This is a genomic window from Microtetraspora niveoalba, assembly GCF_001570405.1.
Taxonomy (GTDB): Bacteria; Actinomycetota; Actinomycetes; order Streptosporangiales; family Streptosporangiaceae; genus Microtetraspora; species Microtetraspora niveoalba.
The window spans coordinates 64,265-88,040 of the sequence record NZ_BBYM01000010.1 but is presented as its reverse complement, the minus strand read 5'-3'; the positions used below and the strand labels follow the sequence as shown (position 1 = coordinate 88,040).

General features: G+C 69.5%; 22 protein-coding genes. 11 read left to right on the top strand and 11 right to left on the bottom strand.

All coding sequences use genetic code 11. From position 1 onward, the window contains the following. Nucleotides 1-136: 136 nt before the first annotated feature. Complete coding sequence (locus tag AWQ70_RS10600; RefSeq protein ID WP_245646896.1) at nt 137-1,192, bottom strand: phosphotransferase; 1,056 nt, start codon at nt 1,190-1,192, stop codon at nt 137-139. A 644-nt stretch (nt 1,193-1,836) separates the two neighbouring features. On the opposite strand from AWQ70_RS10600, the gene AWQ70_RS10595 reads away from it, so the two are divergent. Continuing rightward, nucleotides 1,837-2,301: a hypothetical protein gene (locus AWQ70_RS10595; RefSeq protein WP_067173624.1), complete on the top strand. Its 465-nt coding sequence runs from the start codon at nt 1,837-1,839 to the stop codon at nt 2,299-2,301. Nucleotides 2,302-2,505: 204 nt separating this feature from the next. Here AWQ70_RS10595 and AWQ70_RS38730 read toward each other — a convergent pair whose 3' ends face one another. The 5 genes from AWQ70_RS38730 to AWQ70_RS38725 form a co-directional block, all read right to left on the bottom strand. Beyond that, complete coding sequence (locus AWQ70_RS38730) at nt 2,506-2,898, bottom strand: hypothetical protein (protein ID WP_157529992.1); 393 nt, start codon at nt 2,896-2,898, stop codon at nt 2,506-2,508. A gap of 323 nt (nt 2,899-3,221) precedes the next feature. Beyond that, nucleotides 3,222-3,884 (bottom strand): DUF5753 domain-containing protein, encoded by a 663-nt coding sequence (locus AWQ70_RS10585; RefSeq protein WP_067173617.1) that lies wholly within the window; start codon nt 3,882-3,884, stop codon nt 3,222-3,224. 91 nt (nt 3,885-3,975) lie between these two features. Then, nucleotides 3,976-4,575 carry a hypothetical protein gene (locus tag AWQ70_RS10580; protein ID WP_067173614.1) on the bottom strand — a complete coding sequence of 200 codons (600 nt, stop codon included), beginning with the start codon at nt 4,573-4,575 and terminating at the stop codon, nt 3,976-3,978. A gap of 394 nt (nt 4,576-4,969) precedes the next feature. Then, complete coding sequence (locus AWQ70_RS10575) at nt 4,970-5,851, bottom strand: GNAT family N-acetyltransferase (protein WP_067173611.1); 882 nt, start codon at nt 5,849-5,851, stop codon at nt 4,970-4,972. Nucleotides 5,852-6,236: 385 nt separating this feature from the next. Further along, a complete protein-coding gene (locus AWQ70_RS38725; RefSeq protein WP_218004489.1) occupies nt 6,237-6,713 on the bottom strand; it encodes a hypothetical protein in 477 nt (158 codons plus the stop codon). A gap of 258 nt (nt 6,714-6,971) precedes the next feature. Here AWQ70_RS38725 and AWQ70_RS10565 point away from each other — a divergent pair, with 258 nt between their 5' ends. The 4 genes from AWQ70_RS10565 (at nt 6,972) to AWQ70_RS10550 (ending at nt 12,957) form a co-directional block, all read left to right on the top strand. Further along, the gene (locus tag AWQ70_RS10565) at nt 6,972-7,352 is read left to right on the top strand and encodes a hypothetical protein (protein ID WP_067173607.1); all 381 of its coding nucleotides are present in this window, start codon (nt 6,972-6,974) and stop codon (nt 7,350-7,352) included. A gap of 640 nt (nt 7,353-7,992) precedes the next feature. Beyond that, nucleotides 7,993-9,696, top strand: a complete 1,704-nt coding sequence (locus AWQ70_RS10560) for a tetratricopeptide repeat protein (RefSeq protein WP_067173605.1) — start codon at nt 7,993-7,995, stop codon at nt 9,694-9,696. Nucleotides 9,697-10,148: 452 nt separating this feature from the next. Then, nucleotides 10,149-11,078: a 5'-nucleotidase C-terminal domain-containing protein gene (locus tag AWQ70_RS10555; protein ID WP_067173603.1), complete on the top strand. Its 930-nt coding sequence runs from the start codon at nt 10,149-10,151 to the stop codon at nt 11,076-11,078. A gap of 265 nt (nt 11,079-11,343) precedes the next feature. Then, on the top strand, nt 11,344-12,957 hold the full coding sequence (locus tag AWQ70_RS10550) for a serine/threonine-protein kinase (protein ID WP_169808648.1): 1,614 nt from the start codon (nt 11,344-11,346) through the stop codon (nt 12,955-12,957). Nucleotides 12,958-12,999: 42 nt separating this feature from the next. Here the strand turns inward: AWQ70_RS10550 and AWQ70_RS10545 are convergent, their stop codons facing one another. Together AWQ70_RS10545 and AWQ70_RS10540 are read right to left on the bottom strand one after the other, a co-directional pair. After that, nucleotides 13,000-13,890, bottom strand: a complete 891-nt coding sequence (locus AWQ70_RS10545) for a hypothetical protein (RefSeq protein ID WP_157529990.1) — start codon at nt 13,888-13,890, stop codon at nt 13,000-13,002. 451 nt (nt 13,891-14,341) lie between these two features. Then, on the bottom strand, nt 14,342-15,190 hold the full coding sequence (locus AWQ70_RS10540; protein WP_067173597.1) for a MerR family transcriptional regulator: 849 nt from the start codon (nt 15,188-15,190) through the stop codon (nt 14,342-14,344). Nucleotides 15,191-15,204: 14 nt separating this feature from the next. Here AWQ70_RS10540 and AWQ70_RS10535 point away from each other — a divergent pair, with 14 nt between their 5' ends. Both AWQ70_RS10535 and AWQ70_RS10530 read left to right on the top strand, forming a co-directional pair. Next, complete coding sequence (locus AWQ70_RS10535; protein WP_505794716.1) at nt 15,205-16,275, top strand: DUF72 domain-containing protein; 1,071 nt, start codon at nt 15,205-15,207, stop codon at nt 16,273-16,275. A 69-nt stretch (nt 16,276-16,344) separates the two neighbouring features. Further along, complete coding sequence (locus AWQ70_RS10530) at nt 16,345-16,956, top strand: hypothetical protein (RefSeq protein ID WP_157529989.1); 612 nt, start codon at nt 16,345-16,347, stop codon at nt 16,954-16,956. A 72-nt stretch (nt 16,957-17,028) separates the two neighbouring features. Here the strand turns inward: AWQ70_RS10530 and AWQ70_RS10525 are convergent, their stop codons facing one another. Beyond that, complete coding sequence (locus tag AWQ70_RS10525; protein WP_067173592.1) at nt 17,029-17,247, bottom strand: hypothetical protein; 219 nt, start codon at nt 17,245-17,247, stop codon at nt 17,029-17,031. Nucleotides 17,248-17,302: 55 nt separating this feature from the next. Next, on the bottom strand, nt 17,303-17,881 hold the full coding sequence (locus tag AWQ70_RS10520; protein WP_067173589.1) for a hypothetical protein: 579 nt from the start codon (nt 17,879-17,881) through the stop codon (nt 17,303-17,305). A 297-nt stretch (nt 17,882-18,178) separates the two neighbouring features. Between AWQ70_RS10520 and AWQ70_RS10515 the strand changes: the two genes are divergently transcribed. The 3 genes from AWQ70_RS10515 to AWQ70_RS10505 all read left to right on the top strand — a co-directional run bounded on the left by AWQ70_RS10515 (nt 18,179) and on the right by AWQ70_RS10505 (nt 21,300). After that, nucleotides 18,179-19,378: a ScyD/ScyE family protein gene (locus AWQ70_RS10515; protein ID WP_157529988.1), complete on the top strand. Its 1,200-nt coding sequence runs from the start codon at nt 18,179-18,181 to the stop codon at nt 19,376-19,378. A gap of 310 nt (nt 19,379-19,688) precedes the next feature. After that, a complete protein-coding gene (locus AWQ70_RS10510) occupies nt 19,689-20,279 on the top strand; it encodes a hypothetical protein (protein ID WP_067173583.1) in 591 nt (196 codons plus the stop codon). Next, on the top strand, nt 20,272-21,300 hold the full coding sequence (locus AWQ70_RS10505; protein ID WP_067173579.1) for a hypothetical protein: 1,029 nt from the start codon (nt 20,272-20,274) through the stop codon (nt 21,298-21,300). The genes AWQ70_RS10510 and AWQ70_RS10505 overlap by 8 nt, the downstream gene beginning before the upstream one ends. A 137-nt stretch (nt 21,301-21,437) precedes the next feature. On the opposite strand, the gene AWQ70_RS10500 is transcribed toward AWQ70_RS10505, so the two are convergent. Further along, the gene (locus tag AWQ70_RS10500) at nt 21,438-22,973 is read right to left on the bottom strand and encodes an MDR family MFS transporter (protein WP_157529987.1); all 1,536 of its coding nucleotides are present in this window, start codon (nt 22,971-22,973) and stop codon (nt 21,438-21,440) included. 150 nt (nt 22,974-23,123) lie between these two features. Between AWQ70_RS10500 and AWQ70_RS10495 the strand changes: the two genes are divergently transcribed. Beyond that, complete coding sequence (locus tag AWQ70_RS10495; protein WP_067173573.1) at nt 23,124-23,735, top strand: TetR/AcrR family transcriptional regulator; 612 nt, start codon at nt 23,124-23,126, stop codon at nt 23,733-23,735. The last annotated feature ends 41 nt before the right edge of the window (nt 23,736-23,776 follow it).

Genomic DNA, 23,776 nt, shown 5'->3' with positions numbered 1-23,776 from the left:
ACACCCGCTCGGCGGCCGGGCGTGCGGCTTGGAGGCCGGCCCCGGCCGTCGGCGGCTCGGGCCGCACGCCTTACGCCACCGGCGGCACCAACGCGTCCCGCCGCATGGGACGTCGCACCGCCATCCGGACCGCAGGTCAGTCTCGGCCGGATTCGAGATAGCCGGTGAGATAGGTCAACGACGCGGCGATGTCCTCACCGGTGCCGTGCGGCCGGCGCAGCTCGTCGACGAAGATGGCGATGTCGGCGAGCCGCCACCAAAGCGGATAGAGAGCGAGGCCGGCCGGTGAGACGGTCCGGCCGGTGGCCCGGGTGTAACGGACGAGTACGTCATCGTCGTCAAGCGGGTTCTTGCCGAGCATGCGGGCGAGGGCGGGGGTGAGCATCCACAGGTCCCGCTCCGGCGGAGCGATCTGCACGGTGCCCCAGTCGACGAGACGCAGTCCAGCCGGGGTACGCATGATGTTTCCGGGGTGCGGTTCGCCGTGCGTGACCACCCACACCGCCGCGGTGTTTCGTACCTGATCGACCCGCCGATCGAAGTCGGTGAGCAATCGTTGGACATGCCCGGCATGGAGGGACAGCAGTTTGCGGGCCGGCTCGGCATAAGGCCCACCGGTCCACTCTCGATCGAGGTCCTGCAGCGCCTCCTCCAGCCTGTCCCGAGCGGGCAGCACCAGGTCAGCCCGTGACGCGGTGTCCACCACGATCGGGGTTGCCTCGTGCAGCTCGGCCAGCAGGTCGATTACCTCGGCACGGTCCTCGGGCCGGTGCGCGCCGAAGTGCCCGGCGGCACCCGCCACCATTGGAAACACCGACAGGGCGTACCGCGAGGTTAGCCGCCAGATCGCGGCGTCGGTCGTGGTCGGGATCGGCGCAAGGACGAAGTCGAGCCCCGCGTCCCGGCGCAGTGTCAGGGCGGCACCGAAGGATCGGCCGAGCCGGTCGAACGCATCATCACGCCCGGCGTCCTCGACGCCGAGGTCATCCACCTTGACGAACCACGCCGTCTCACGTTGATCCACCACAGACCAGTGGTAGCTGCCTGCGCCCACCGGGAGGTACTCGACCGAGTGGGGCTCTATGCCCCAGCCCTCGGTCAGTGCCACCATCAGTTCGGCCTCCGCCAGACCTGCCGGTTCATCCCTCATGCGCCGACATTCTGTCTCACTCACCGCAGGGCCGTAGATCACTTCAGAAAGCTCTTGAGGCCTTATGGCGCGATGCGGGTTGCTCTCTCCTCGGCGCTTCTGTCTCCGGCGGGGCCTCGGCTTCAACTTGGAAGCCCGTCCTCCTCGCTGCCCGAAGCACGGCGCGTCGCCGCACCGCGGCCCGTCGCGCGGCGCCGTCCGGGCGTGCAGCCTGGGAGCCGGTCCCGGTCGGCAGCGGCTCGGGCCGCCCGCCGCACACCAGTCCGCCGTACCCAAGCGTCCCGCCGTCCGACGCCGCACGACTATGGTCGCCTGCCTCGTGCCAGCCACGCGATGACAAAGACGGCTGCGATGACGATGATCAGCAACTCAAGCCAGCCCAGACCGAACATGCATGCGCTCCCTTAGGTCCTGATCGCTGAAGTCAGCGTGTCCGTCCGGTCGAAGCCGGTCAAGGTCCTTGTGCCTCCGGCGGAGGTCTCCGGCTCCGGGATGATCGCGACTCGTCCTGAGAAGGGCCGTACGTGGCTGAGACGAGCCCGATCATCTCCCCTGACGGGCGGGACGACGGCAGACGGGATGATCGGGCGGGGAGGACGTGCGCATCCGCGTTGTGATCCGATGCTCCGCGCCGCTGATAGGCGCCGCAGTGGAGACTTGTGCGCCGCGCTTGAGAAAGTGACCTCGTGGTCGACGATCCTTCCACCCTCATCAACTACTGGCTCAGCGTGTGGGAGCTGAACAGCTTCTACGCCCGTCAACCTGAGCAGGGCGAAAGACAGCGAATGTGGGCGGAGACGGCCATGTACGCGCTTGGCAGAGCCGAGGCCGCAGGTCCAGATACGATCAGCGCCGATGTGAGCCGCTTCTACTTGCGCGCAGGTCTGATCAGCGACCTCGGCCCCATGGGCTCGTCTCTCTGGAATCCCGACTCACTCGCCGCGGATATCCTGGCGGCCCTCCCTCTGCGATTGGAGCAAGCCGCAGAGTGGGCCGGAAACTGGCAACAGCGACCCCGGAAAGAGATCCTGGCTCTCCGCCGGTGCAAGAACCTGCTGGGGCCGGCCCAGCGCATCCGGGACTATTTGTCGACGACGCCGACGGCGAGAGAGCTTGACCAGTGGCTGGCGCTCCGAGAGCAACTCCCTTAGCCGACGGAGCAGCGACGGAGGCACGCGATCGCCGCCGTGCAATTAACGTGCAATTGGACAGGGCGACGAGGGGTCGACCACGGCTACTCACGACCGGACTTACGCCCCGGTCAGCCCCCTGCCGGGCGTGATTCATGCGATTCCCAAGCTCACATCCGGGATCTAAGTGGCTGCCGGACCCAACAGGGGGCCTGCGAAGCGCGATCAATCCCCGTACCAGTGCAACACCAATTCGGACTCCGCATGCCAGCTCATCAGCAGCTTCCGCAGGGCCGCCACCAACTCACGCTGTGCGTCATCGCTGGCAACTGCCTCCAGACGATCGACATCAGCCTCAAGCCGGGGTAGGTCGTGGCGATCGAGAACGGTGTCCGACCACGGGTCGAGCTGCCCGAGAATCGGTAGCCTGCTGCCCCCGGCATCGTTCACCAGCAGCAGTAGCTTCTCCACCTCCACGTCCAGCAGCCGGCCTCGCGCCTGTGCCGTCCCCCACTCCTCGGCGTCGGCACGGCGATGCTCACGACGCTGCGCACGAGTAGCCCGACGCAGGCTTTTCGGACGAGGCTGCGGAGGACGCAACATCAACAGCAGTCCCATGCCCCGTGACGGTACTGGCTCTGGTGCATGAACTTCACCGGCCGGCGTGCCATTCGTTGGCCGGGGCGCCTTCCTGAATTCTTCAAATCTGGTAAGCCACCACCGAGGTCGGTACCACTATCCGCATGAACGAGGCGGCGGCATCCGCGCTTCAACCACTGGTACCGGGCGGCATAAACGCGGGCCGATCAGGATTGGCTTACGTGTTTGCAGCAGGAAGTCGGGAGTTCGAATCTCCTGGGCTCCACCAGCCAAAACGCCGCTTCCGCGATCAAGAGGAGCGGCGTTCGTGCATTAGCGGGGTATAAGCATGCCAGTGCTGGCTACTTGATCGCGAGAGCGCGGTAGTCCGCCCCGATCTGACCCAGAAGATCCCGCAGGCCATCGTCGTACACAGCGGCAGCCGCGAACGCCTCGAAGACGTCCATATGCGTGTCGATCTCGCCGGTCTCCGTCAGGGTGAGATCACCCGTCAGGCTCTCGACCACGCTCACCGCGCCGTCGTAGATCGTGAACCCGTGGAGAGGGAAGGCCGGCGCTTCCACACTCCAGGGCACGATCCCCAGGCGCACGTGGGGAAGCGTGGACACCTGGGCGAGCCGGTCGAGCTGCGCCGGCATCAACGACGGCGACCCCGGCCACGTCCGCACCGCGCCCTCAGTCAGTACGAACGCGAACTTCCGACCAGGCTCGAAAACCACGGCCTGAGACTCGACTCGTACGGCCGCCGCCTTGGCCGCGTCGTCTGGGTCCACATCCTGACCGATGGAGAGAGCGAGCCGGGCATAGGAGGCCGTCTGCAACAGCGGTGGAATCATCGCCGGGGAGAACACGGCCATCCACTGAGCCGAGCGAACCCGTGCGGCGTTCGCCGCCTCTCGACCGGCAAGGCCACTCTTCAACCGGGACACCTCATCACGCAGCCGCAGCAGCAGCGCGTCCGACTCACGCCGCCTGTCCTCGTCGAGGGTAAGCGCCGCGGACACCCGCTCAACCGTCGGCAGCAGTCACCCCGTCTCCATCCGGGAGACCGTCGGTTGAGCCGCTCAGGCCCCTGTGCGAGGTCCTTACCGAAGATCAGGCCGGGAGGGCACGTGCGAGGCGATCTCGAATCATCCGCCGGCGTTCCACTGGAAGGCTGCGAGCACTCATCGCCGTCTGCAGAAGATCAGGATCGAATCCGTGGGCGCCCATGTGGTCGATGAGGGGCCCATAGCGATCAGGTCGATCCCGTAGAACCTCCGTGGCCAACCGGAGCTCCAGGCGGACAACAGGGACGCGATGAGAGCCGCAGGTGACCACGACATAGTGCTGCCATGGGCCAGGGCCGACGCATTCCATCCCGTCCGAGTCGACTTGCCACTCGACGGTGCTGATCTCTATCGCAACTCCGTTGATCTCGTACCTGGCGAAGTACTGCGAAGCCTCTGGGAGCCAGGATGCCGGGTGAAGGCAAGGAAACGTTGAGAGGGCCGCGGCAAACGTGTCCACATCCTCTCGTCGGGCCATTAAGACGTCGATGTCCCCGGCCGGAAGTTGGACACCCTGCAGAAGAGCGGCACTGGTGCCACCCACCCGATAATCGAGGTCGGCGCCTGCGGCTCTCAGGGCCGTAAGTGCCGTGTCCAACGTGGTTGTGACGTCCGTCAGCCGCAGGGATGGTTCGCGGTCGCCCATGGGGGCAGAGTATCGATCACGTTGCGCGACCAGAAGCCCCGCGGGCTCAAGTGGGAGCCACCCGCGTGTACAGTCGCGGATTTCCGCGAACGGCCTTGCACGGCCACGATGGGTGGGGCGTTCGCTGAACACGAATTTCACCCAGCCGAACCGCCGCTTCCCCGGTCTCGCGAAGCGGCGTTCGTGCGGTTGGCATCTCCGATGCCGAATCTGCGGCCACCTCCTGCGCACCACTGGCGTATGCCCTCATGATCAGAGGACGTGCTTGTCGCGGTGGGCTGTAAGGCGAGGGGCGCGAACATCACCCAGAGATCCGGTCTGCCAGGTGGACCGGAAGGCCGGAGCTTGGGGCGCCCGGAGGCCGGGGAGAGCGCCTCCCCGGCCTGCGGACGGATCAGAGGTCGAGTTGGTAGCCGTAGGCCCGGTGAGTCGGCGCGTAGCCCAACGTGTCGTTGATGGCGCGCATGTGGCGGTTGCTGTCGGCGGTATCGGTCAGCAGGCCGTCCAGAGCCGGGTGGCGCTCTCTCGCCTGCCGGATCGCCTCGGCCTTCATCCACAGGCCCAGGCCGTGGCCGCGATGTTCGGGGAGGACACCCGTACCGTAGTGCTGGCCGTCACCCCTGCCGTCGCCTCGGACGACCAGTTCTGTGAACCCTGCGATCGAGCCGTCCGACTCGTCGATGGCGACGACGGTGTGCAGCAGGTCGCCGCGATCGCCGACAGCCCGGGCCACGGCCCGGACTCGGTCCACGTCCCAGGTCTCGGTGCCGTAGTCGGTCTCGTCCATCGGCATGTCGTCCATTGCCCGGCGGGACGCGGCGAAGGTCACGGCGAGCTCGTCCGGGACGATGCCATCCCACGACGCCAGCCGATAGCCGGGGTGGGGCCGTTCGACGATCTCGGCGAGCTCGTCCGGGTCGATCTCCGCCAGGGGCAGCCGCGCGTACGTCAGGGTGAGGACCCGGCGGAAGTCCCGGACACTCAGGAACAGGTCGCCGGCCGATCCGGCCTCGACCTGTGCGAAAACGCTGGACCGGTCGTCATCCCGGGCCGCTCCGACGGCGGCCGCGAGCAGCAGGGTGCCGACGCCGCGTCGCCGTTCGGCGGGATGGACGGTGAGGTTGAGCTCGGCCCGGTGGGCCTGGCCCGGCCGGCTGGACAGGCGCAGGAACGCCGATCCGGCGGGCGTCCCGTCGGGGTGGGATGCCAGCCATGCGAGGCGACGGCTGGAGTGGGTGTGGTCGGGGTCGGTCAGTGGGGTGATGCGAATGGACACGCTGTCTCCATCGTGGGGATGTGGATCAGGGCAGGGGTCGGCCGGGGAAAGCTCGTGCGCATCTGCCGTACACCTCCTTCACGATGAGCCCGCCGAAACGCGGGCGACCGGCGGAACGTACTGTCCCGGCAGGGCGCACGGCAAGCGATTAAGACGCCGCCTCGTCGGCTACCGCCGATCAGGCGAATGCGGCAGCTCCTGAGAAGGCATGCTCTCCGGCCGGTCGCCGAGCCGCTTGAGCGCCTTGCGCTTCTCCTCTGATGGGAGACGTTCGTCGTGACCGATCTGCCTGGCCATGCGGGTCGAACGCCGAGGGCGACGAGGAGGGGACGTGCACCTTCCGCTCGGGTCGACGGAGGCAGTCGTCCGGATCATGTCTCCCGGGTCAGGTGAAGCTGAGCGTGATGGCGTCGTTGTGCCCGGACCAGCTCAACGTCAGGTGCCAGCATCCCGCTTCGGGCAGGTTGACCGACGAGGGCCCGGCGCCGCCCGCGATCTCGCGGACCACCGACGTCGTCGTCCCGTGCAGTACGGCTTCGATGGTCAGCGGTCGCATCGGTTGCTGCGGCAACCGCGAGACCCAGAGGATCTTGTTCGTGACGTCGGGATCGGCGGAGGCCACCGGCGGATAGTTGAACAGTACGGCGATGATGTCGCCATGCTCGCTGAACACGTGGGGGACGCCTGAGCCGTCATGGCTGAACCCGGCTCTCGCCCAGGTGGGCAGCGCGTCCCTGGTGACGGTGGAAACGCACGCGCCGGCCGATGCCGGGGCGTGTTCGGCAGGGCCGCTCGCCGAGCACCCCGCCGCCAGGAAGACGAGTGTGCCCAGGGTGGAGACGCCACTTCTGATCGTGGCCACGTTCGACCCCCGCAACCTTGGGAGACCTTCTTGTGTGGGATTGTCCGCCCCGGCCCGAAAGAAGGCCAGCGGCAGTGGGGTGCTTGAGGGGACGGTCGGCTGTTCCGTACCCGTGCCCGAGCCGGACTGGGAGACCGGGGCGGAGAGCCGAGGAAGGGGCATTCGTCAGGATGGGACCAACGCGGCCCGCTACCTCGGACCCTGCGGGACCGTGCTGTGATCACTAGAGTCGGCGGTGGCTGACCCCAGGGAGAAGGCATGAAGGACGATCACAGGCTGCGCCGCCTCGTCGATGGCGACACCGTATGGCTCTGGTCGGTGCGCCAGAAGGTCGACAGGGACTGCTACGAGAACTGCCGTACAACCCTGTCACTTCATCGTGAGGGCTCACGTTCCCGCCTGTTGATCGTCTTCCGGCCCGGCCCGAACAGGGCCGTTTCCAACACCTACTTCGACGCCGGGAGCGTAGGGACGTTCCCCGAAGGGGAGTGGTTGAACCTCTACGAGCCCAAGACGGTCCACCGCCTTCTTCGGACTGCGGCAGCGCGCGGAGAGTTGCACACGGAGCCCCGCACCAGGGAAGTCGACGGATGGCACCTCTACGAAACTTTGATGGCTGCCCAGAACGCCGAGGCTTGAGGACACGACAGCGGCGCCGGCCCGACCCGGTCTTGAGCTGTCCCCCTGAGAAGCCGTCGATCTCCTTCGCCACCTGATGCCGCCGCACAGATGACGCTCGCTGTCCGACACGTCGTCAAGGTAGCGGATCGGGACTGCGGGACAGGTGCGCGAGGATCTTCTCTCTCGGACGGATCCTGTCCGGCAGCGCCTCTCGCGAGAGACATCGAGGCCCGCGAAGCGGGTTCTGAAAGTGTTTCCGGTCGTACGAAGTCTGGGTTTCGGTCAGGTTGCGGCCGTTATTTCTGAAGGTCAGGCCGATTGGCGGGCCGGATGTCGGGGTTCGATCCTCTTGACTCGGCCGGCCGAAATGAAGCGTTTTCCAGAATGGGGCAAAGGCCGCCGAAGGCCCCATATAGCGCAATACCTGGTCGCATTACTTTGATCGTGAGGTATCTACATATTTTCGCTGGGCCGGATTATGCTCTGGGCAGTTCGGAAGTGGATCACTCGGAGGTGTCCATGAAGAAGATGACCGTCCGCCGCAACAGCACGCTGCGCCTGCTGTCCGGCGCCCGCCGGCTCTGGTTCGAGTGGTGCTGGTAACTGCCGGCACGGCGGGCGCTCCCGGGCGCCCGCCCCTGCGGCGTTCGGCCCGGCCGTGACCGAAGAGCCGGACGCCTACGACTGCCATCGCGACCACGGGCCGTACGCCGGGATCGCGGACTTCCTCGGCCGGATCGCCGCCGACCGCCCCCGCCTGGCGTCCCGCCACGAGGTCGAGCTGCACGCCATCGCACCCTGGCTCGACCAGACGGCACGACCGGCCGCCGAGGAGGAGCCGATCCGGTTCCATCCCGCCCGGCGCACCGCCTGCCTCGCGTACGGCGCGGCGGAGTTCGCGGCGGCCTGGGCGGACACGCTCCGGCAGCCGGTCAAGGTGCGGTTCGACCACGTCGCCGATGCCGACGAGACCACCCGCGAGTTGCTGGACGTGCTGATCCGCCGGCTCGCGGCGTCCCCGGTGCGCCTGGATCTGCACGACGGCGGCCCCCGCGAGCCGGTCGCGGCCGACCCGGCGCCGGAGGCGATCCGCGCAGCCCTGGGCGACAGCCTGGCCCGCGGCTTCTACCACCACGCGGCCCGAGTCGCCAGGCGCGGGCGCGCCATGGTGACCCCGGACGGCGACCTGCGGCACTGGTGGGCGTTCACCACCGGCCTGGCCACCGCCCTGGCGGCGCTGGACAGAGCCGCCGAAGCGCTCGACCTCTACAACGAGGCGCGCGCCGCCACCGACGACCCCAAGATCACCATGTCGGCCGCGTACACCACCGCCATGCTCTACGCCAGGCACCTGCCGGCGGAGGACCAGGACCAGGCGCAGGCGCGGCACTGGCTGGAACAGGCGATCCACCTCGCCTCCGGACTGGACAACCCGCGGCAGCGGGTGTTGTCCACCGTCTTCTACGAGCAGGGCGTGGCACTGCTGGACTCCAAGGCGGGTGAGCCCGCCCGCGCGCTGCGGCTGGTCGACGACGGGCTGGCCCGGCTGACGGCGGTGCTCGCTCCCGGCGAGCGTCCGCAGGACCTGGCTCGGCTACGCCACAACCGGGCGCAGGTGCACCTGGCCCTGGGCGATCAGGCACAGGCCCTGGCCGATCTCGACACCGTGATCGCACACGACCCCGGCAACTGCGAGTACTACGTGGACCGGGCCGCCCTGCACCGGGCGGCGGGTCGGTCCCAGGCCGCGATCAGGGACTACGGCACGGCCATCCGGCTGGGGCCTCACCTGCCCGAGGCGTACTACAACCGGGCCGTGCTGCAGCAGGAGCGTGGCCGCTCGGAAGCGGCGCGTGACGACCTGGAGCGTGTGCTCGCCATCGACCCCGGGCACCTCGACGCCCGGATCGCCCTGGTCAACCTGCAGGTGGAGCGCGGTGCGCTCGACGCGGCCGAGGCGGGCGCGCGGGCCGGGCTGGCGCTGGCCCCGGAGGAGCCCGCGCTGCTGTGCACTCTCGGGCTGATCCGTTCGGAGCGCGGCAGCCTCGCCGAAGCCGACGAGCTGCTCACCCGCGCGCTGGTCGGCGATCCGGAGCTGGTCGAGGCATGGACGAACCGGGCCGCCGTCCGGTTCGAGCGCGGCGACGCGGCCGCGGCCGTGGCCGACCTGGACCGGGCGGTGGCGCTGTCGGCGGCGCCGGTGCCCCGCTACAACCGCGGTACGGCGCTGATGCGCCTGGAGCGGTGGGACGAGGCCGCCCGCGACTTCACCGAGGCGCTCGCCCAGCCCGGCCTGGACCGGCCGCTGCGACGCGACCTGCGCGCGGCACTGGCCCGCTGCCGCCGCGCCATGGCCGGCTGACCGCCGACCGAACCGGGCGGCGTACGCCCGAGATCGCGGAAGTGACGGGCTCCCGTGCGCGGGCCCTCCGCCTCGCAGTCGAAGGGCCCGCGTTCGAGATCGGTGTGCGCCCGGCCGGACGCGACCGCCTCGCTCCATCGCGGTGCGGGCGAACGTTAGCGGAATCGGCGATTCGAACCGCCGGTCGGCCGCGTGGTCGGCCGGCTCCTTTTCGACGTGTCCGCGCTTTCCCTCTTCAGGCCCGCGCGGAATTGTCGGCCGGTCCGGCTAGCGTCTGTTTCTCCAAGGGAACGGGCTGATCCCTTATTCCTTTTCGCAGATCGCAAGAGAGGAATGCTGTGGGCCTATCAGGTAGGGCTGGGCGTCGATTCGGGAAGCTGGCGGCCGTTGCCGTCCTGGCGTCCGGCACCTTCGTCCCGGCGGCGCATGCCGCCGCGAAACCGTGGAACGCCGTGTCCGCCTCGGACGTGGAGGTCGACACGCCGCCCGGTCAGGGGGATGACCCGGCTCAGAACCCCGTGGGGAAGGTGACCATCCTCTTCGAGCGGACCACCGCGTCGAAATGTCCGTTGACCTTCAAGGTCCATGGCTCCTTCGAGGGGCTTCCCTCCGGCGCGCAGGTCGTCGAATATCGCCTCGTCGGCACCGACGAGTGGAAGACCGTCAACGTGCCGGCCGACCACGGCGACGTCTTCACCACCGTGCTGGAAACGCTCGACTGGGAATGGGACTGGGAGACGGGCAAGTTCTCGGTGCAGATCGAGATCAGACAGCCGAACGGCCTCAGGTCCAACACCCTCTACTACTTCAAGTGCGGTTCGCCGGGCGCGGAGGAGACGTTCGGCGCGACCACCGAGAACATCGGACTCACCGCCGCCGGTGGCCCGCTGGCGGAACTGGTCGCCGACGCCTACCTGGACTCGGTCCAGGCCCTCTCCGGCGCGGAGGTCGCCCTCGTCAGCAGGTACGGGTTCCGGACGGACCTGAACGCGGGTCCGGTCACCTATGAGGAACTGTGGGACACCCGGCCGGCCGGGCTCGCCGTTGACGTGAACGCGATGACCGGCGCGCAGCTCAAGAAGCTGCTGGCGTACCGGAATCCCTCGGGCTGGGTGCTGACCCCCTCGGCCTCGCTTCGCTACACGGTGGAGGGAGGGGCGGTGACCGAGATCACGTTGAACGGTGCTCCGGTGACCGACACCCAGGTGATCAAGGTGGCGGCCAACTACCTCCTGATGGGTGGCCAGGAGGGCTTCCCGAAATGGGAGGGAACCACCACCGTCTACCGCGGCGGGCCGGACGACAGGGGGGCGTTGGCGTCGTACATCGTGAAGAACTCGCCGGTCGAGGCGCCGAAGGGGGACCGCGTCACCATTCGATGAGTGGGGACGAACCGGTCGGCCGCGCCTGACACCAGCCGGCCGGCCGGGTCGATCGCCGGGCGGAACAGAACTCCGTCCGGCGGTTCGCCATCGCCCTGTCGCTCCATAGGAAAAAGACCGGAGCGTGCGCGCGGACCACCGTGGCGGCGGCGCGCGCCTGAGAAACCGCTCCTCGGCGGCCCGCCGCCATGGCCTTGACGGAGGGCCATGGTGGGCCGGGTCTCGCATCGCTAATGTGAACGGATCACCGCGCATGGAGGAGCCGATGCCCGCTGATCCACTGGAGCCGGGGGACCCGCGCGTACTGGGCGAGTACGAGATCGTCGGGCGTCTGGGCGAGGGCGGGCAGGGGATCGTCTACGAGGGGTGGAGCCGGTCCGGCGAGCGGGTGGCGATCAAAGTCCTGCGCGGCGGCGCCGACCCCGCCTCACGCCGTCGCTTGGCCAGGGAGTTGCAGTCGGCGCTGCGGGTGGCTCCCTTCTGCACGGCCCGGGTGCTGGCGGCGGAGACCGACCGCCCGGACCCGTACGTCGTGAGCGAGTTCGTCGCGGGGCCCTCACTGCGGGATCGGGTGCGTGACGAGGGTCCGCTGCGCGGGGGCGACCTCGATCGCCTGGCGGTCGCCACGGCCAACGCGCTCGCCGCCATCCACAGCGCGGGAGTCATCCACCGGGATTTCAAACCGGCCAACGTGCTGCTCGGCCCGGACGGCCCACGCGTGGTCGACTTCGGCATCGCCCAGGTGCTCGACGCGAGCACGATGTCGTCGGCGCTCTCCGGCACCCCGCCGTACATGGCTCCCGAACAGCTCAACGGCGTGTACGGATCACCGGCGGCCGACGTGTTCTCCTGGGCCGCGACCATGTACTACGCCGCCACCGGCCGGGCGCCGTTCGGCAACGACACCGTCGCCGCGGTCTTCGGCCGGATCCTCAACGCCGAGCCCGACCTCGCGGAGGTTCCGTCGCCCCTGAGGGAGACGCTGGCCGCCTGCCTGGCCAAGGATCCCGCGTCACGTCCCTCCGCCCGGGCGCTCATGATCCGCCTGGTCGAGCCCGGAGCCCCCGACGTGACGGTTCCCGACGTCGGCCCGGTGCCCACCGCCCACCTTCCCGCCGACTGGAGCGGCCGGACGGATCGGGTCCCGGTCGCGGCCGGTCCCGGACCCACCGGACCGCCCTCACCCGGACCCACCGGACCGCCCTCACCCGGACCCACCGGACCGCCCTCACCCGGCTCGTCCGGGGCACGGAGTGCGGCCGCACCCGACACCGTCGGCGATCTCCGCCGTTCCGATACGGCGGCGCAGGAGACGGTGCCCGGCGAGCCGGTGCCGCGGCGAGCGCGGAAGCCCGCCGTACTGATCGCGATCACCGTCACCGCCGCGGCGCTCGTGACCGGGGTGGCGCTGTACGCGTCAGGGGTGCTCGGCGGCCAATCCGGTGACGACGTGACGAGGCCGGAGGCCGGTGCCGTCGACGGGGACTCCGGATCGCGTTCGGTCTCAGGCGGGCGACCGGCCTCCGCGAGCCCCTCGACACCGTCCCCGGTCCAGGCAGGAGGCGGAGTCCCGGAGGCGTTCGCGGGAACGTGGACGGGTCAGGTCGTCTCGCAGGACGATCGGAAGAAGACCGCCGACGTGACGCTCACCCTGGTGCCTGACCGGTCGACGGGGACGTGGCGGGCCGGCGGGTGCGAGCAGCAGGTCACGCTGACCCGGGTCAGGACCGGGAACGTGCTCGACCTGACCCGCGTACAGCGGGACCAGTGCGTGGGCGGAGACATCACCCTCACCCTGAAAGACCCGCTGACACTGGACTTCGTGGGCCAGGAGGGCGCGGGCGCGCTGGAGTATCGCGGGAGCCTGAGCCGGTCCTGACGCGCGGCCGGCCCGGGCGCATGATCACGCCCGGGTCGACGGTCAACCGGCCCGCGCGATCTGGAACGAGTAGGCCCCGGTCTTCGCCGCGCCCGACCTGACCACGAGCGCGTACCGGCCGTCTCCGTTGGAGAGCGGGATGTCGAGCTCGTACCCGCAGAGCGGGACGGGCTGCCGCGGGGTGGCGATGCTCTTCTCGGCGGAATCGGTGAGCTCCAGCTCGACAGCGGTGCACGCCCCGGCACCGCCGAGGATCTTGATGGCCGACGCGCCGTCCGCGTCGAACTCGAAGCGGTCGATGCGTCCTGGTACGTCCAGCCGCCCCGCACCGTCCGGGCTGCCCTCGCCGATCTGCAAGCCGATCGCCGCCGGGAACGTGCGCACCTTCACCGTCGCGATCCGGAAACTGTACGGACCGATCACGTTCGTGTTCCCGAAGACCTCCAGCCGGTGCTTGCCCGCCTTGGTCAACTTGACGACCGACGTTCCCCAGCTCAGAGCGACGCCGGACGGGCCGACCGGCTGGCCGTCGACCTCCGAGAACACCTGGAGCTGGATGTCGTCGCCGGTCATGTCGGTGACGTAGAACTCCCTGGCGTCGCCCAGGTCCAGCGTGAACTTGTCCCGCTGCCCGGCGCGGGTGAGCTCGGCCGCGACGGTGCTGCCGTCGACGAGGGCCCCACCGGGTTGTACGGCCGTCTGAGCCTGGGCCGGAGCGTCCGTCTCGGTCGTGGCCGGCTCGCCGTTCTCCGTGGCTTGGGCGGCCGCGGCGGTCGGCGTGGTTTCGGCGCTCGCTGTGCTGATCACACGTTCCGGTATGGACTGATCGTTCCGGGACGTGCCGGCGCCGCCGGCGCCGCATCCGGTGATGGTCAGGAGCACGAGGGCCGCACCGGCGGCAAGCCGGAGGGGCAGGCTGGGGGAGGCTTTCATGCCAGCCATTGTGCGGAGCCTGCTTGCAGCCCGCTTGCCGTTGTGGATTTCCGGCAGGGGGCGACCTGCCCGAGCACGGGCGTCGGCCGCCAGAACGTGACAGGGGCGTGCCCGGCATCGGCACGCCCCGCCGAACATGGAGGCGTTCGGCCATGGGCCTTCATCGAAATCAGGCGGGCCGCTTGATGAACCTCAGGCGGGCCGCCTGAACACATGTCCGGGTTATCCGAAAACCAGGACAGGTGGCACATCCGATTCGACGTTGACTCCGTGGAGGAATGCGTTCAACGGGCTCGCGAGGCGCTCAGGGCGTATGGGGTGGAGTTGCCCGAGTAAGGGGTGGCCGCCTCCGGCGTCACCCTGACGACCGTCCGGTTCGAGAGGGTGCCGCCGGATGCGGGGTCTCACCGGCTGAACGCCGCTCCTGAGCATGGCGTTCAGCGGCGCGGCGTCACCCTGTGGAGGCGGGCGAGTCGCCGGGCTCTCCGCTGATCGTGATGATCTCCTGCAGCTCGGTCACCCAGGTCGCCGGGTCGCCGTCGCCGTAATTGAGGTACACCTCGCGGGCGACGCCCGAGCCGTGGTAGCCGTTGTCCTCGACCCACCGGGCGAGCCGCTGGAACGTGACGTCCGCGTCGTCCATGCGCCCGTGGTGGATGAGGGTGGCCGCACGCTCGATCGCGGGCAGGTCGACGACGTCGAAGTCGTACGTCCTGCCGTGCTCCACGTTCACCGGGGCTCCGGCGTGCACCCGTACGCCCTCGGGGACCGGCTCGTAGTACGCGACCGCCGGACCGGTGATCGCGACTCCGGCCGCGTCGAGCCTCCGGCACAGCTCCGTGTACAGGGGCTGGATCACCGGGGTGATGTGGTCGGACTCGTAGCTCTCCGCCGTACCGCTGAGCTCGGCGAGACGGATCGCGGGAACACTCTTGATCACGACATCTGGCGACATGACGCCCTCCGTTTCGATCATCCGGAGTCTCGCCTCGACCCTGGCCAGCCGTGCCGTCTCATCGGCCACCCGCGCCTCCAGCTCCGCACGGCGGAGCCGCAGCATGCCGTGCAGCTCCTCCGGGCCGACCTGCTCATCGAGGATCCGGCCCACCTGCTGGAGGCTGAGGCCGAGGTCCTTGAGGGCGATGAGCCGGTTGAGCCGGGACAACTGCCGCGCCTCGTAGTAGCGGTATCCGGTGACCTCGTCGACCCGGGCGGGCCGGAGCAGTCCAAGTGCGTCGTAGTGCCGGAGCATCCGTATGGAAACCCGGCCAAGACGGGCGAAATCTCCAATGCTGAACATGACGCCTCACGTCTATGGCCTCACACCGTGTCAGGGTCAACGTATCCCCCACTCCCCGTCGGGCCGCTTACACGCCTCGTCTTCCCTCGTCGCGCGTGGTCGCTTCGCTCCCGTGCGCTTCTCGGTCCAGAGCGAGGCCGCGCCCCTCGGGGTCGCTCGGTATCCCCCGCTCGCCGTCGGGCCGCTTACCCGCCTCGTCCGGTCGGGCTCAGATCTTGGATAGCGTCGTGGTCATGCGGCTTCATGTGGGATGTGCGATGTGGACTCACACGCCATGGCAGGGGCGGTTTCTCCCGCATCCGCTTCCTCCCGGCGAACGCCTGCGGGCGTACGCGACCTGGTGCAACGCGGTGGAGGGCAACACGACGTTCTACGCGACGCCGACGAGGAGCACCGTGGAATCGTGGGCGCGGCAGACCGACCCCGACTTCCGTTTCGTGGTCAAGCTGCCCAAACCGATCACGCATGAGCGCCGTCTCAACGGTGTCGACGAGGAAGTCCGCTCGTTCCTGGACACGATCGAGCCGCTCGGGCCGCGAGTCCACGCCCTGTGGATCCAACTGCCGGGATCGTTCGGCCCCGGCGACCTGGGCACGCTGGCGGGCTTTCTCCGGCGGCTCCCCCGCTCGCACAGGTACGCCGTCGAAGTCCGTCACCGCGCGTTCTTCGAGGAGGAACGGTCGGAGCGGCTTCTCGAACGGGTCCTCGCCGACGTCGACGCCGAATGGGTCCCGTTCGACACCGTCACCCTTTTCCAGCGGCCTCCGACCAGCGACGCCGAACGCGACGCGTGGACCAAGAAGCCGCGCGTTCCACGGCGTTCGTCCGCTCTCACCGACCGTCCGATCGTCCGCTACCTCGGCCGGGACGACACGGCGAGCACGGTCGAGGGCTGGCGGCACTGGGTCGGCACGGTCGTCGAATGGCTGCGGGAGGGCCGCTCGCCGACCGTGTTCGTCCACACCCCCGACAACGCCGACGCGCTGGAGCTCGCCCGCCGTTTCCACGACGAGGTACGGGCCCTGCTGCCCGAGGTCGAGCCGCTTCCCGAGCCCATGCCGTCCGAGCCGCTGACCCTCTTCTGACCGGGAGCGGACGCGGCGCCGCAACCGAACGACCAGAGAACGCCAAGTGGGGCCCGGTAGCTTCCCGGCATGCTCGATAGACCCTCCTCCATCCTCGCCGTGGTGGCCGCTGCCGTGCTCGCCGCCACCGCCACCGCCACCGCAGGCACCGCAGCCGCCGCGGCCTCCTCCTCCTCCTCCTCCTCGGGGACGAAGAGCCTTTCGTTCCGGGGGATGCACCTGAAGATCCCCGCCGGCTGGACGGCACACCGTGACGGCGACACGGTCGTGGTGGTGACCGGGAAGTGCGGCCGCGCCGAGGCATTCGCCGCGAACTGCCGGTCGTTCTGGGTGTTCGGTCCGAAGGCGTTCACGAACGTGCCGGTCGGGGGCGGGTCCCTCACCTACACCGGCAAGCAGCAGTTCCACCCCTTCAGCGGCGTCATCCCCTGCCCGTTCGACTCCGGGACGAGCTGGTACCCGGCCGAGAAGGCCGCCTCGACGGGGCTGCGCCAGGTCGGCCGCGGTCACAAGGCGCTGTACACCGCCTGGCCCAACCAGTGCGTGACGAACGACGGCGGCCGGCGGACGAAGCGGTTCACCCAGCGGGAGTGGTTCCTGCCCACCTCGAAGATCCTTGTCGTGGACGTCTGGAACACCTCAGGGTTGTCGGGTGTGCTCCGGAAGGCCACCTGGAGCTGACCGTGGCTCTCGTACCGGGCGCTCGGCGAGGTGTTCCACAGCCTCGCCGACCGTCCGCGAGAGCGCGATCTCTTACGGACTGTCCGGCCATGTCTCATCCGCGGGGATCCAGACGACCGTGACCCCCTTCTGCCGGTCTCCCCTGCGATAGATCTCCCCGGCGTCGCGTCCCCGCGCCCACCGCCGGGCGTACGGCGCGGACTCGACCACGACGCCGTCTCTCACGACCAGCCCGACGGTGGCCCGGTGAGTGGACCACCAGATGAGGCCGTTCCTGAGGTCGTCGCCCATGGTCCGACCGTACTGACAGGGGGCGACAAAACCTCCCGGAAAGCCCCGCCGGCCGTCAGGCGGGAACGGGCGACGCCGTACGGGAGACCCGCCCGATCAGCGGGACGAAGGACACGAGCATGAAGACGGCGCCGAGCGGGATGAGGTCCTTGTCCACCAGCGGCAGGACGATGCCGAGCGCGAACACGAGTGGAACCCAGACCTTGACGGTCCGGAGGGCCGCGAGCCGCACGATGAGCGCGAGTTGCCCGACGTAGAAGAGGACCGGGACGGCGTCGTAGACGACGAAGGGGACGCCCGGCACGCTCCGCACCCGGTCGAAGAGCGGGCCCATGGCGTCGTGATCGGCGGCCTGGAAACCGACCACGATGTCGATGCCGAACTGCGCGATGAGCGCCAGCGCCCCGGCCAGCCCGATCGCCACGCTCGTGGCGGCCACGGGGCCGCGGCCGGCGAGCCGGCGCATCTCCCAGAAGACCGGGACGAACAGGACCAGGGCCGCGACGAAGGCGAGATGGCCGGAGGTCCAGGCGAGGCCCGGCCCCCGGCTGCCGTCGAGTCCGTCCAGGATGCGGATCACTCCGTACGCCGCCGTGAGCAGCGGGGCGGCGACGAACGCGAGGCGGGGGTTCACAGGCACTCTCCTTGACTACGGATCATGCAGTGAATCCTCGCTCCGCCCGAAGGCGAAGGGATCGGTGGTCCGAGCGATCTTCGCGCTCCCTCTCACGGTGGAGCGCGTCTCGTTCGCGTCGGCGATGGCCTCGTAGCCGGTCGGCGGAGCTCCCGGGTTCGGTCATCATCGTGGTGGACGGTGAATCCGTCGCGGGGTGGATTACCGCGATTCGGGGTCAACCCTAACTTTCTCCCTGTTCGTTGCGCTGGGTCGCCGTCCGTTCTGGCCCGGCTGTTCTTTCACAGGGGGTCACACATGAGCCGTATCACCACTTCGCGCCGGATGCTCGCGGCCGCCACCGGGGGCCTCGCCGTACTGACCTTCCAGGCGGTCGCGACCGCCGGGTCCGTGCCGGCGTCCGCGACCACGAGCGACGCCGCGGCGGCGGCCGACGACGCCGTGACCGTCGTCGCGAAGGGCCTGGACAACCCGCGCGGCCTGTCATTCGGCCCGGACGGGGCGCTGTACGTCGCCCTGGCGGGCAGCGGCGGCAAGACCAAGTGTGCCGCGATGCCCGCCGAGCAGGGCGCCAAGCCGGAGAAGATGTGCTTCGGTTACAGCGGGAAGATCATCAAGATCAAGGACGGTTCGACCTCGACCGTCGTCTCCAAACTGCCCTCCGCCGCGTCCGGCGGCTTCGGCCTGGGCCCGCACGACGTGGCGGTCGCCGAGGACGGCCGCATGCTGATCACGATCGGCCTCGGCGGCGACGCGAAGCTGCGCGCCAAGCTCGGCCCGAAGGCGCGCAACCTCGGCACGCTGATGAGCGTCAGCGCGAACGGCAGGACCGCCCGCATCGCCGACCTGGTGGCGTACGAGGTCAGGCACAACCCCGACCGCAAGGACAAGGGGAGCGCCGTGGACGCCTACCCCTTCGGTGTCGTCGCCACGTCCGACGGGGGCGCCCTCGTCACCGACGTCGGCGGCAACGACGTGCTGAAGGTGAGCGCGAAGGGCAAGATCAGCACTCGGGCGGTCTTCCACGCCCGCAGCGCCGACGCTCCCCCGGAGCTGAAGATGCCCAAGGGCAGCAAGCTGCCGCTCCAGTCGGTGCCGATGGGCATCACCCAGGGGCCGGACGGGGCGTACTACGTCGCCGAGCACGCCGGCTTCCCGCAGCCGGTGGGCGTGGCGCGGGTGTTCCGCCTGTCCGGCAAGGGCAAGGGCAAGCCGACGGTGGCGGCCAAGGGCTTCACCACCGTGGTGGACGTCGCCTTCGACGCGAAGGGCCGCATGATCGTCCTCGGGTCGGTCGGGAAGATCCCGGCCGACGGCCAGGCCCTGACCACGATCTACCGGGTCGAGGCGGACGGCAGCCACACCGAGCTCCTCAAGCCGGGGACGCTGAAGGCCCCGATCGCGATGGCCCTCGCCGACGACGGCTCGGCCTACGTCTCGCAGAACCCGTACGCGCCGGGCAAGGGCGAGATCGTCCGGGTCGCCCTCTCCGAGTAGCCGATGCCCCTCCCCGCGTAGCCCTGTGTGGGCCCTCGTCCCGCATGGCTCGTCCGCCGCCTCCGCGGCCGGTTCTCCACGGACCGGCCGCGGAGGCGTTTCCGGCTGTTCCGGCTGTTCCCGCGCCCCGCCGTGCGGCACGCCGGGGGCGGGGAAACCGCCTCCGAAGTGGGTGGCCAAGATCCGACAAGTCGCGATGAAGAGATAGCAGACACCACGCGGACGCGACTTGCGGCGAATCCTGACAACGCACTATGAGCCGCGTAAGCACGCCCTGAGCTGGGCGTTGATCCGATGAAGAGGAGCGGCCATGTCCGCAAGCCGTCTCGGCATGGTGTGTTCGGGAGTCGCGAGCCTGGTGGCGGCGACGGTGGCGACGCTGCCCGCGCTGCCGGCGCAGGCGGGCACCTGTCCCGCGTCGACCACGTGTCCCACCACGGTGAACTTCACGGTGGACAGCCCCGATGGCCTGACCATCACCGTGCCCAACGGGCCGGTCAACATCGGCGGCGGCGCGCCGGGCGGGACGATCAGCGGCCAGCTCGGCTCGGTCCAGGTGGCGGACGAGCGCGCCATCCTCACGGCCACCTGGGTCGCCACCGTGGTCGCGGCGACGGGCGGCTTCACGACGGGCGGCGGCACCGCGGCGGAGACCATCCCCAACACCGACGTCCTGTACTGGTCGGGCCCCGCGACCGCGACGACCGGGACGGGAACGTTCGTGCCCGGCCAGGCCAACGCCGGGGCCGCCCAGTCATTGGACATCGCGCGTACGGCCTTCAGCAAGACGACCGGATCCGGGATGAACAGCGCCACCTGGAACCCGACGATCGAGGTGAACGTCCCCGCCAGTGCGGTCGGAGGCACGTACACCGGGACGGTGAACCACTCCGTTGCGTAGTCCGTTCGCCCCGCCGCGCCTGCTGGTCACGCTGCTCGCGCTCCCGCTGATCGGGGCACTCGGCGGACCGGTGGGCGCGGCGTCGGGCTCGAAACCCCCAAGTGCGGGCGGCTCCATCGGGATCAGGCTTCTCGAAGCGCCCAGGAACCGGATGGACGACCCCCGCGCGCACGTCTTCATCGTCGATCACGTCAATCCGGGGACCACGTTCACCCGGCGGCTGCGAGTCAACAGCAGTTCGCCCAGGCGGCAGCATGTGGAGCTCTACGCCGCGGCGGCCGGCATCGCGCACGGGACCTTCACGTTCGCCCCGGGCCGTACGGCGAACGACCTGACCTCCTGGATCAGGCTCGACCGCTCGGCGGTCGACCTGCCGCCGTACGGCGAGGCCGAGGTGAAGGCCACGATCGCCGTGCCCGGCCGGGCCACCAAGGGAGAGCGGTACGCCGTCATCTGGGCGCAGGTCTCCTCCGGACAGCCGAACGCGAAGCGGAACGTCGCGCTCGTCAACCGGGTCGGCGTCCGGGCCTATCTCGACGTGGGGCCGGGAGGAGACCCTCCTTCGGAGTTCCGGGTCGGCGACGTGATCCCGCAGCGCACCGAGGACGGCAGCCCGGTGATCACGGCCGCCGTTCGCAACACCGGCCGCCGCGCCCTCGACATGGACGGCCGGCTCTCGTTGTCCGACGGGCCGGGCGGGGTGCGGGCGGGGCCGTTCCGGGTCGCGAGCGGCACGACGCTCGCCCCGGGCGACGAGGGGACGGTGTCCGTCCTGCTGGACGACCGGCTGCCGGACGGGCCGTGGAAGTTCCAGTTCACGCTGCAGAGCGGCCGGGTCAAGCACACGGTGACGGGCACGCTGACGTTTCCCGACGAGTCGGGGGGCCGGGGCGCCCCGGCCGCGACGGATTCCCCGCTCACGACGGTGGTCGGGCTGGTCGCCGGGGTGACCCTTCTCGGCGTGCTGATCCTCGCGGTGGTGGTGTTCACGCGCCGCCGCCGTCGTGCGGTGCCGTACTGACGGCTCCAGGGCGTCCCACCGCGTGGGACGCCCTGTGCCGCTCGAACATCCTGCGCGGCTCCGGAGCACCTCCGCCGCTCCGGAGCCGCCGGCCTGCCGTACGCGCGACGAGGCGCGGCGCCGATGTCACCGGGGTGTCACCGGGCGGGCGCGGGCTCCTCGGTCTTCTTCATGGCCTCGGTGAGGTCCACGGTCTCCCGCAGCCTGACCGGCTTGAGGAAGAGGACGGCGATGATGCCGATCACCGCGATGCCCGCGGAGATCAGGAAGATGTGCCCGGTCGCGTCGCCGTAGGCCGCGCGCACGATCTCCCTGATCGGGGCGGGCAGGGCCGCGATGTTCAGGGTGCCGGTCCCGGAACCGGTCGGCTGGATGCCCATCTTGGCCAGGCCCTGGGCGATGTTGGTGGCGACCTGGTTGGCGAGGACCGCGCCCAGGACCGAGACGCCGATGGTGCCGCCGAGCGAGCGGAAGAAGGTGACGGCGCCGCTGGCCGCTCCCAGCTCACGCAACGGGACGGTGTTCTGGATGGCGAGGACGAGGTTCTGCATCGACATGCCCACGCCGACGCCGACCAGCATCATGGAACCGCCGATGATCACCAGCGAGGTCTCGTGGTCGATCGTGGACAGGCACAGGAAGCCGATGGTCAGCACGATGGAGCCCACCACGATGTACGGCTTGATCTTGCCGCTCTTGGAGATGAGCCGGCCCGAGATCGTGGACGACACGAGCACGCCGAACATCATCGGGATGGTCAGCAGGCCGGCCTCGGTGGGGCTGTAGCCGCGGCCGATCTGGAAGTACTGCCCGAGGAACACCGAGCCGCCGAACATCGCCATGCCGACCGCGAGGCTGGCCACGATGGCGAGCGCGGGGGTGCGCATCCGCACGATGTGCAGCGGCACGACCGGCTCCTTCACCCGGGCCTCGACCCACACGGCGAGGGCCAGGATGAGCACCGAGCAGCCGACCATGACGCCCGTCTGCCACGAGATCCAGTCGAAGGAGTTGCCGACGAAGGTCACCCAGATGAGCAGGAGGCTGACGCCGGCCGCGATCAGGGTGGCGCCGACGTAGTCCACCTTGGCGTCGGGCCGCCGCACCGAGACGATCTTCAGCGTCTTGTGCAGGAGGACGAACGCGATCAGCGTGAACGGCACGGCGATGAAGAAGCACCACCGCCAGCCCAGCCACGAGGTGTCGGCGATCAGACCGCCGAGCAGCGGGCCGCCGACGGTCGCGACCGCCATGACGCCGCCCAGGTAGCCGTTGTACTTGCCGCGCTCCTTCGGCGGGATCATCGCGGCGATGATGACCTGGACGAGGATCTGCAGCGCGCCCATGCCGAGGCCCTGGAAGGCGCGGAACGCGATGAGCTGCCCGGTGTTCTGCGCGAAGCCGGAGGCCAGCGAGCCGAGCAGGAAGATGATGATGGAGACCTGGAGCAGCATCTTCTTGCTGAACAGGTCCGCCAGCTTGCCCCAGATGGGCGTGGACGCGGTCGCCGCCAGCAGGGACGCGGTGACCACCCACGTGTACTGCGACTGCGTGCCGTTGAGCGCCCCGATGATCTGGGGGAGGGCCACCGACACGATCGTGCTGCTGATCATGGCGACGAACAGCACCAGGAGGAGGCCGCTCAGGGCTTCCAAGATCTGCCGGTGGGACATCGGTGCCGGGCCTGGCGGCGAAGCGGACTGCGCGCTCAAGAACTGCCTCCGTAGCAGGTGGTAAGGGGATGCGAGCCATCGCATAATATATGCACGCTGAGCAACTTTGCTCACTGGGCAGTTATTCCCGGACGCTAGGATTTCCTGACCATGGACACGACGGTGGGGTTGCGCGAGCGCAAGAAGGCCGAGACCCGGCAGGCCGTCCACGAGGCCGCGATGCGGCTGACGGTGGAGTTCGGCCTGGACAACGTCACCGTCGAGGCGATCGCCGACGCGGCCAACATCTCGCGCCGGACGTTCTCCAACTACTTCGCCGGCAAGGAGGACGCCCTCCTGTACGGCGAGCAGCGCCGCGTCTGGTCACTGGTGACCGCGTTCCGTGAGCGCCCGGCCGAGGAGAGCGCCTGGCAGGCGCTGCTCAACGCCATGCGGAGCCTGTACGAGGAGATGGGCGAGCCGAACCGTGAGTGGGCGCTCCAGACGCGCCTCGCCAAGCAGCACCCGTCCCTGCTGGCCAGGCAGATGGCCAACCACGTCCGCGTCGAGCGGGAACTGGCGCAGGCCATCGCCGTACGGGAGGGGACGGAGCCGGACGCGTCGCGGCCGCGCGTGCTGGCGGCCGCGTATCTGACGGGCCTCCGCATCGCCTCCAACATCTGGATCGAGGGGCAGCAGTCGGGTTCCGGCGACTCCGGGCTCCCCAGCCTCCTCGACCTCGCGGAAGAGGTCCTCGCCGAGGTGGCCCAGCCGTTCCGCTAGAGAAGCACGCGCCCCCGAACGCCGACGGGGCCCCGATCCCA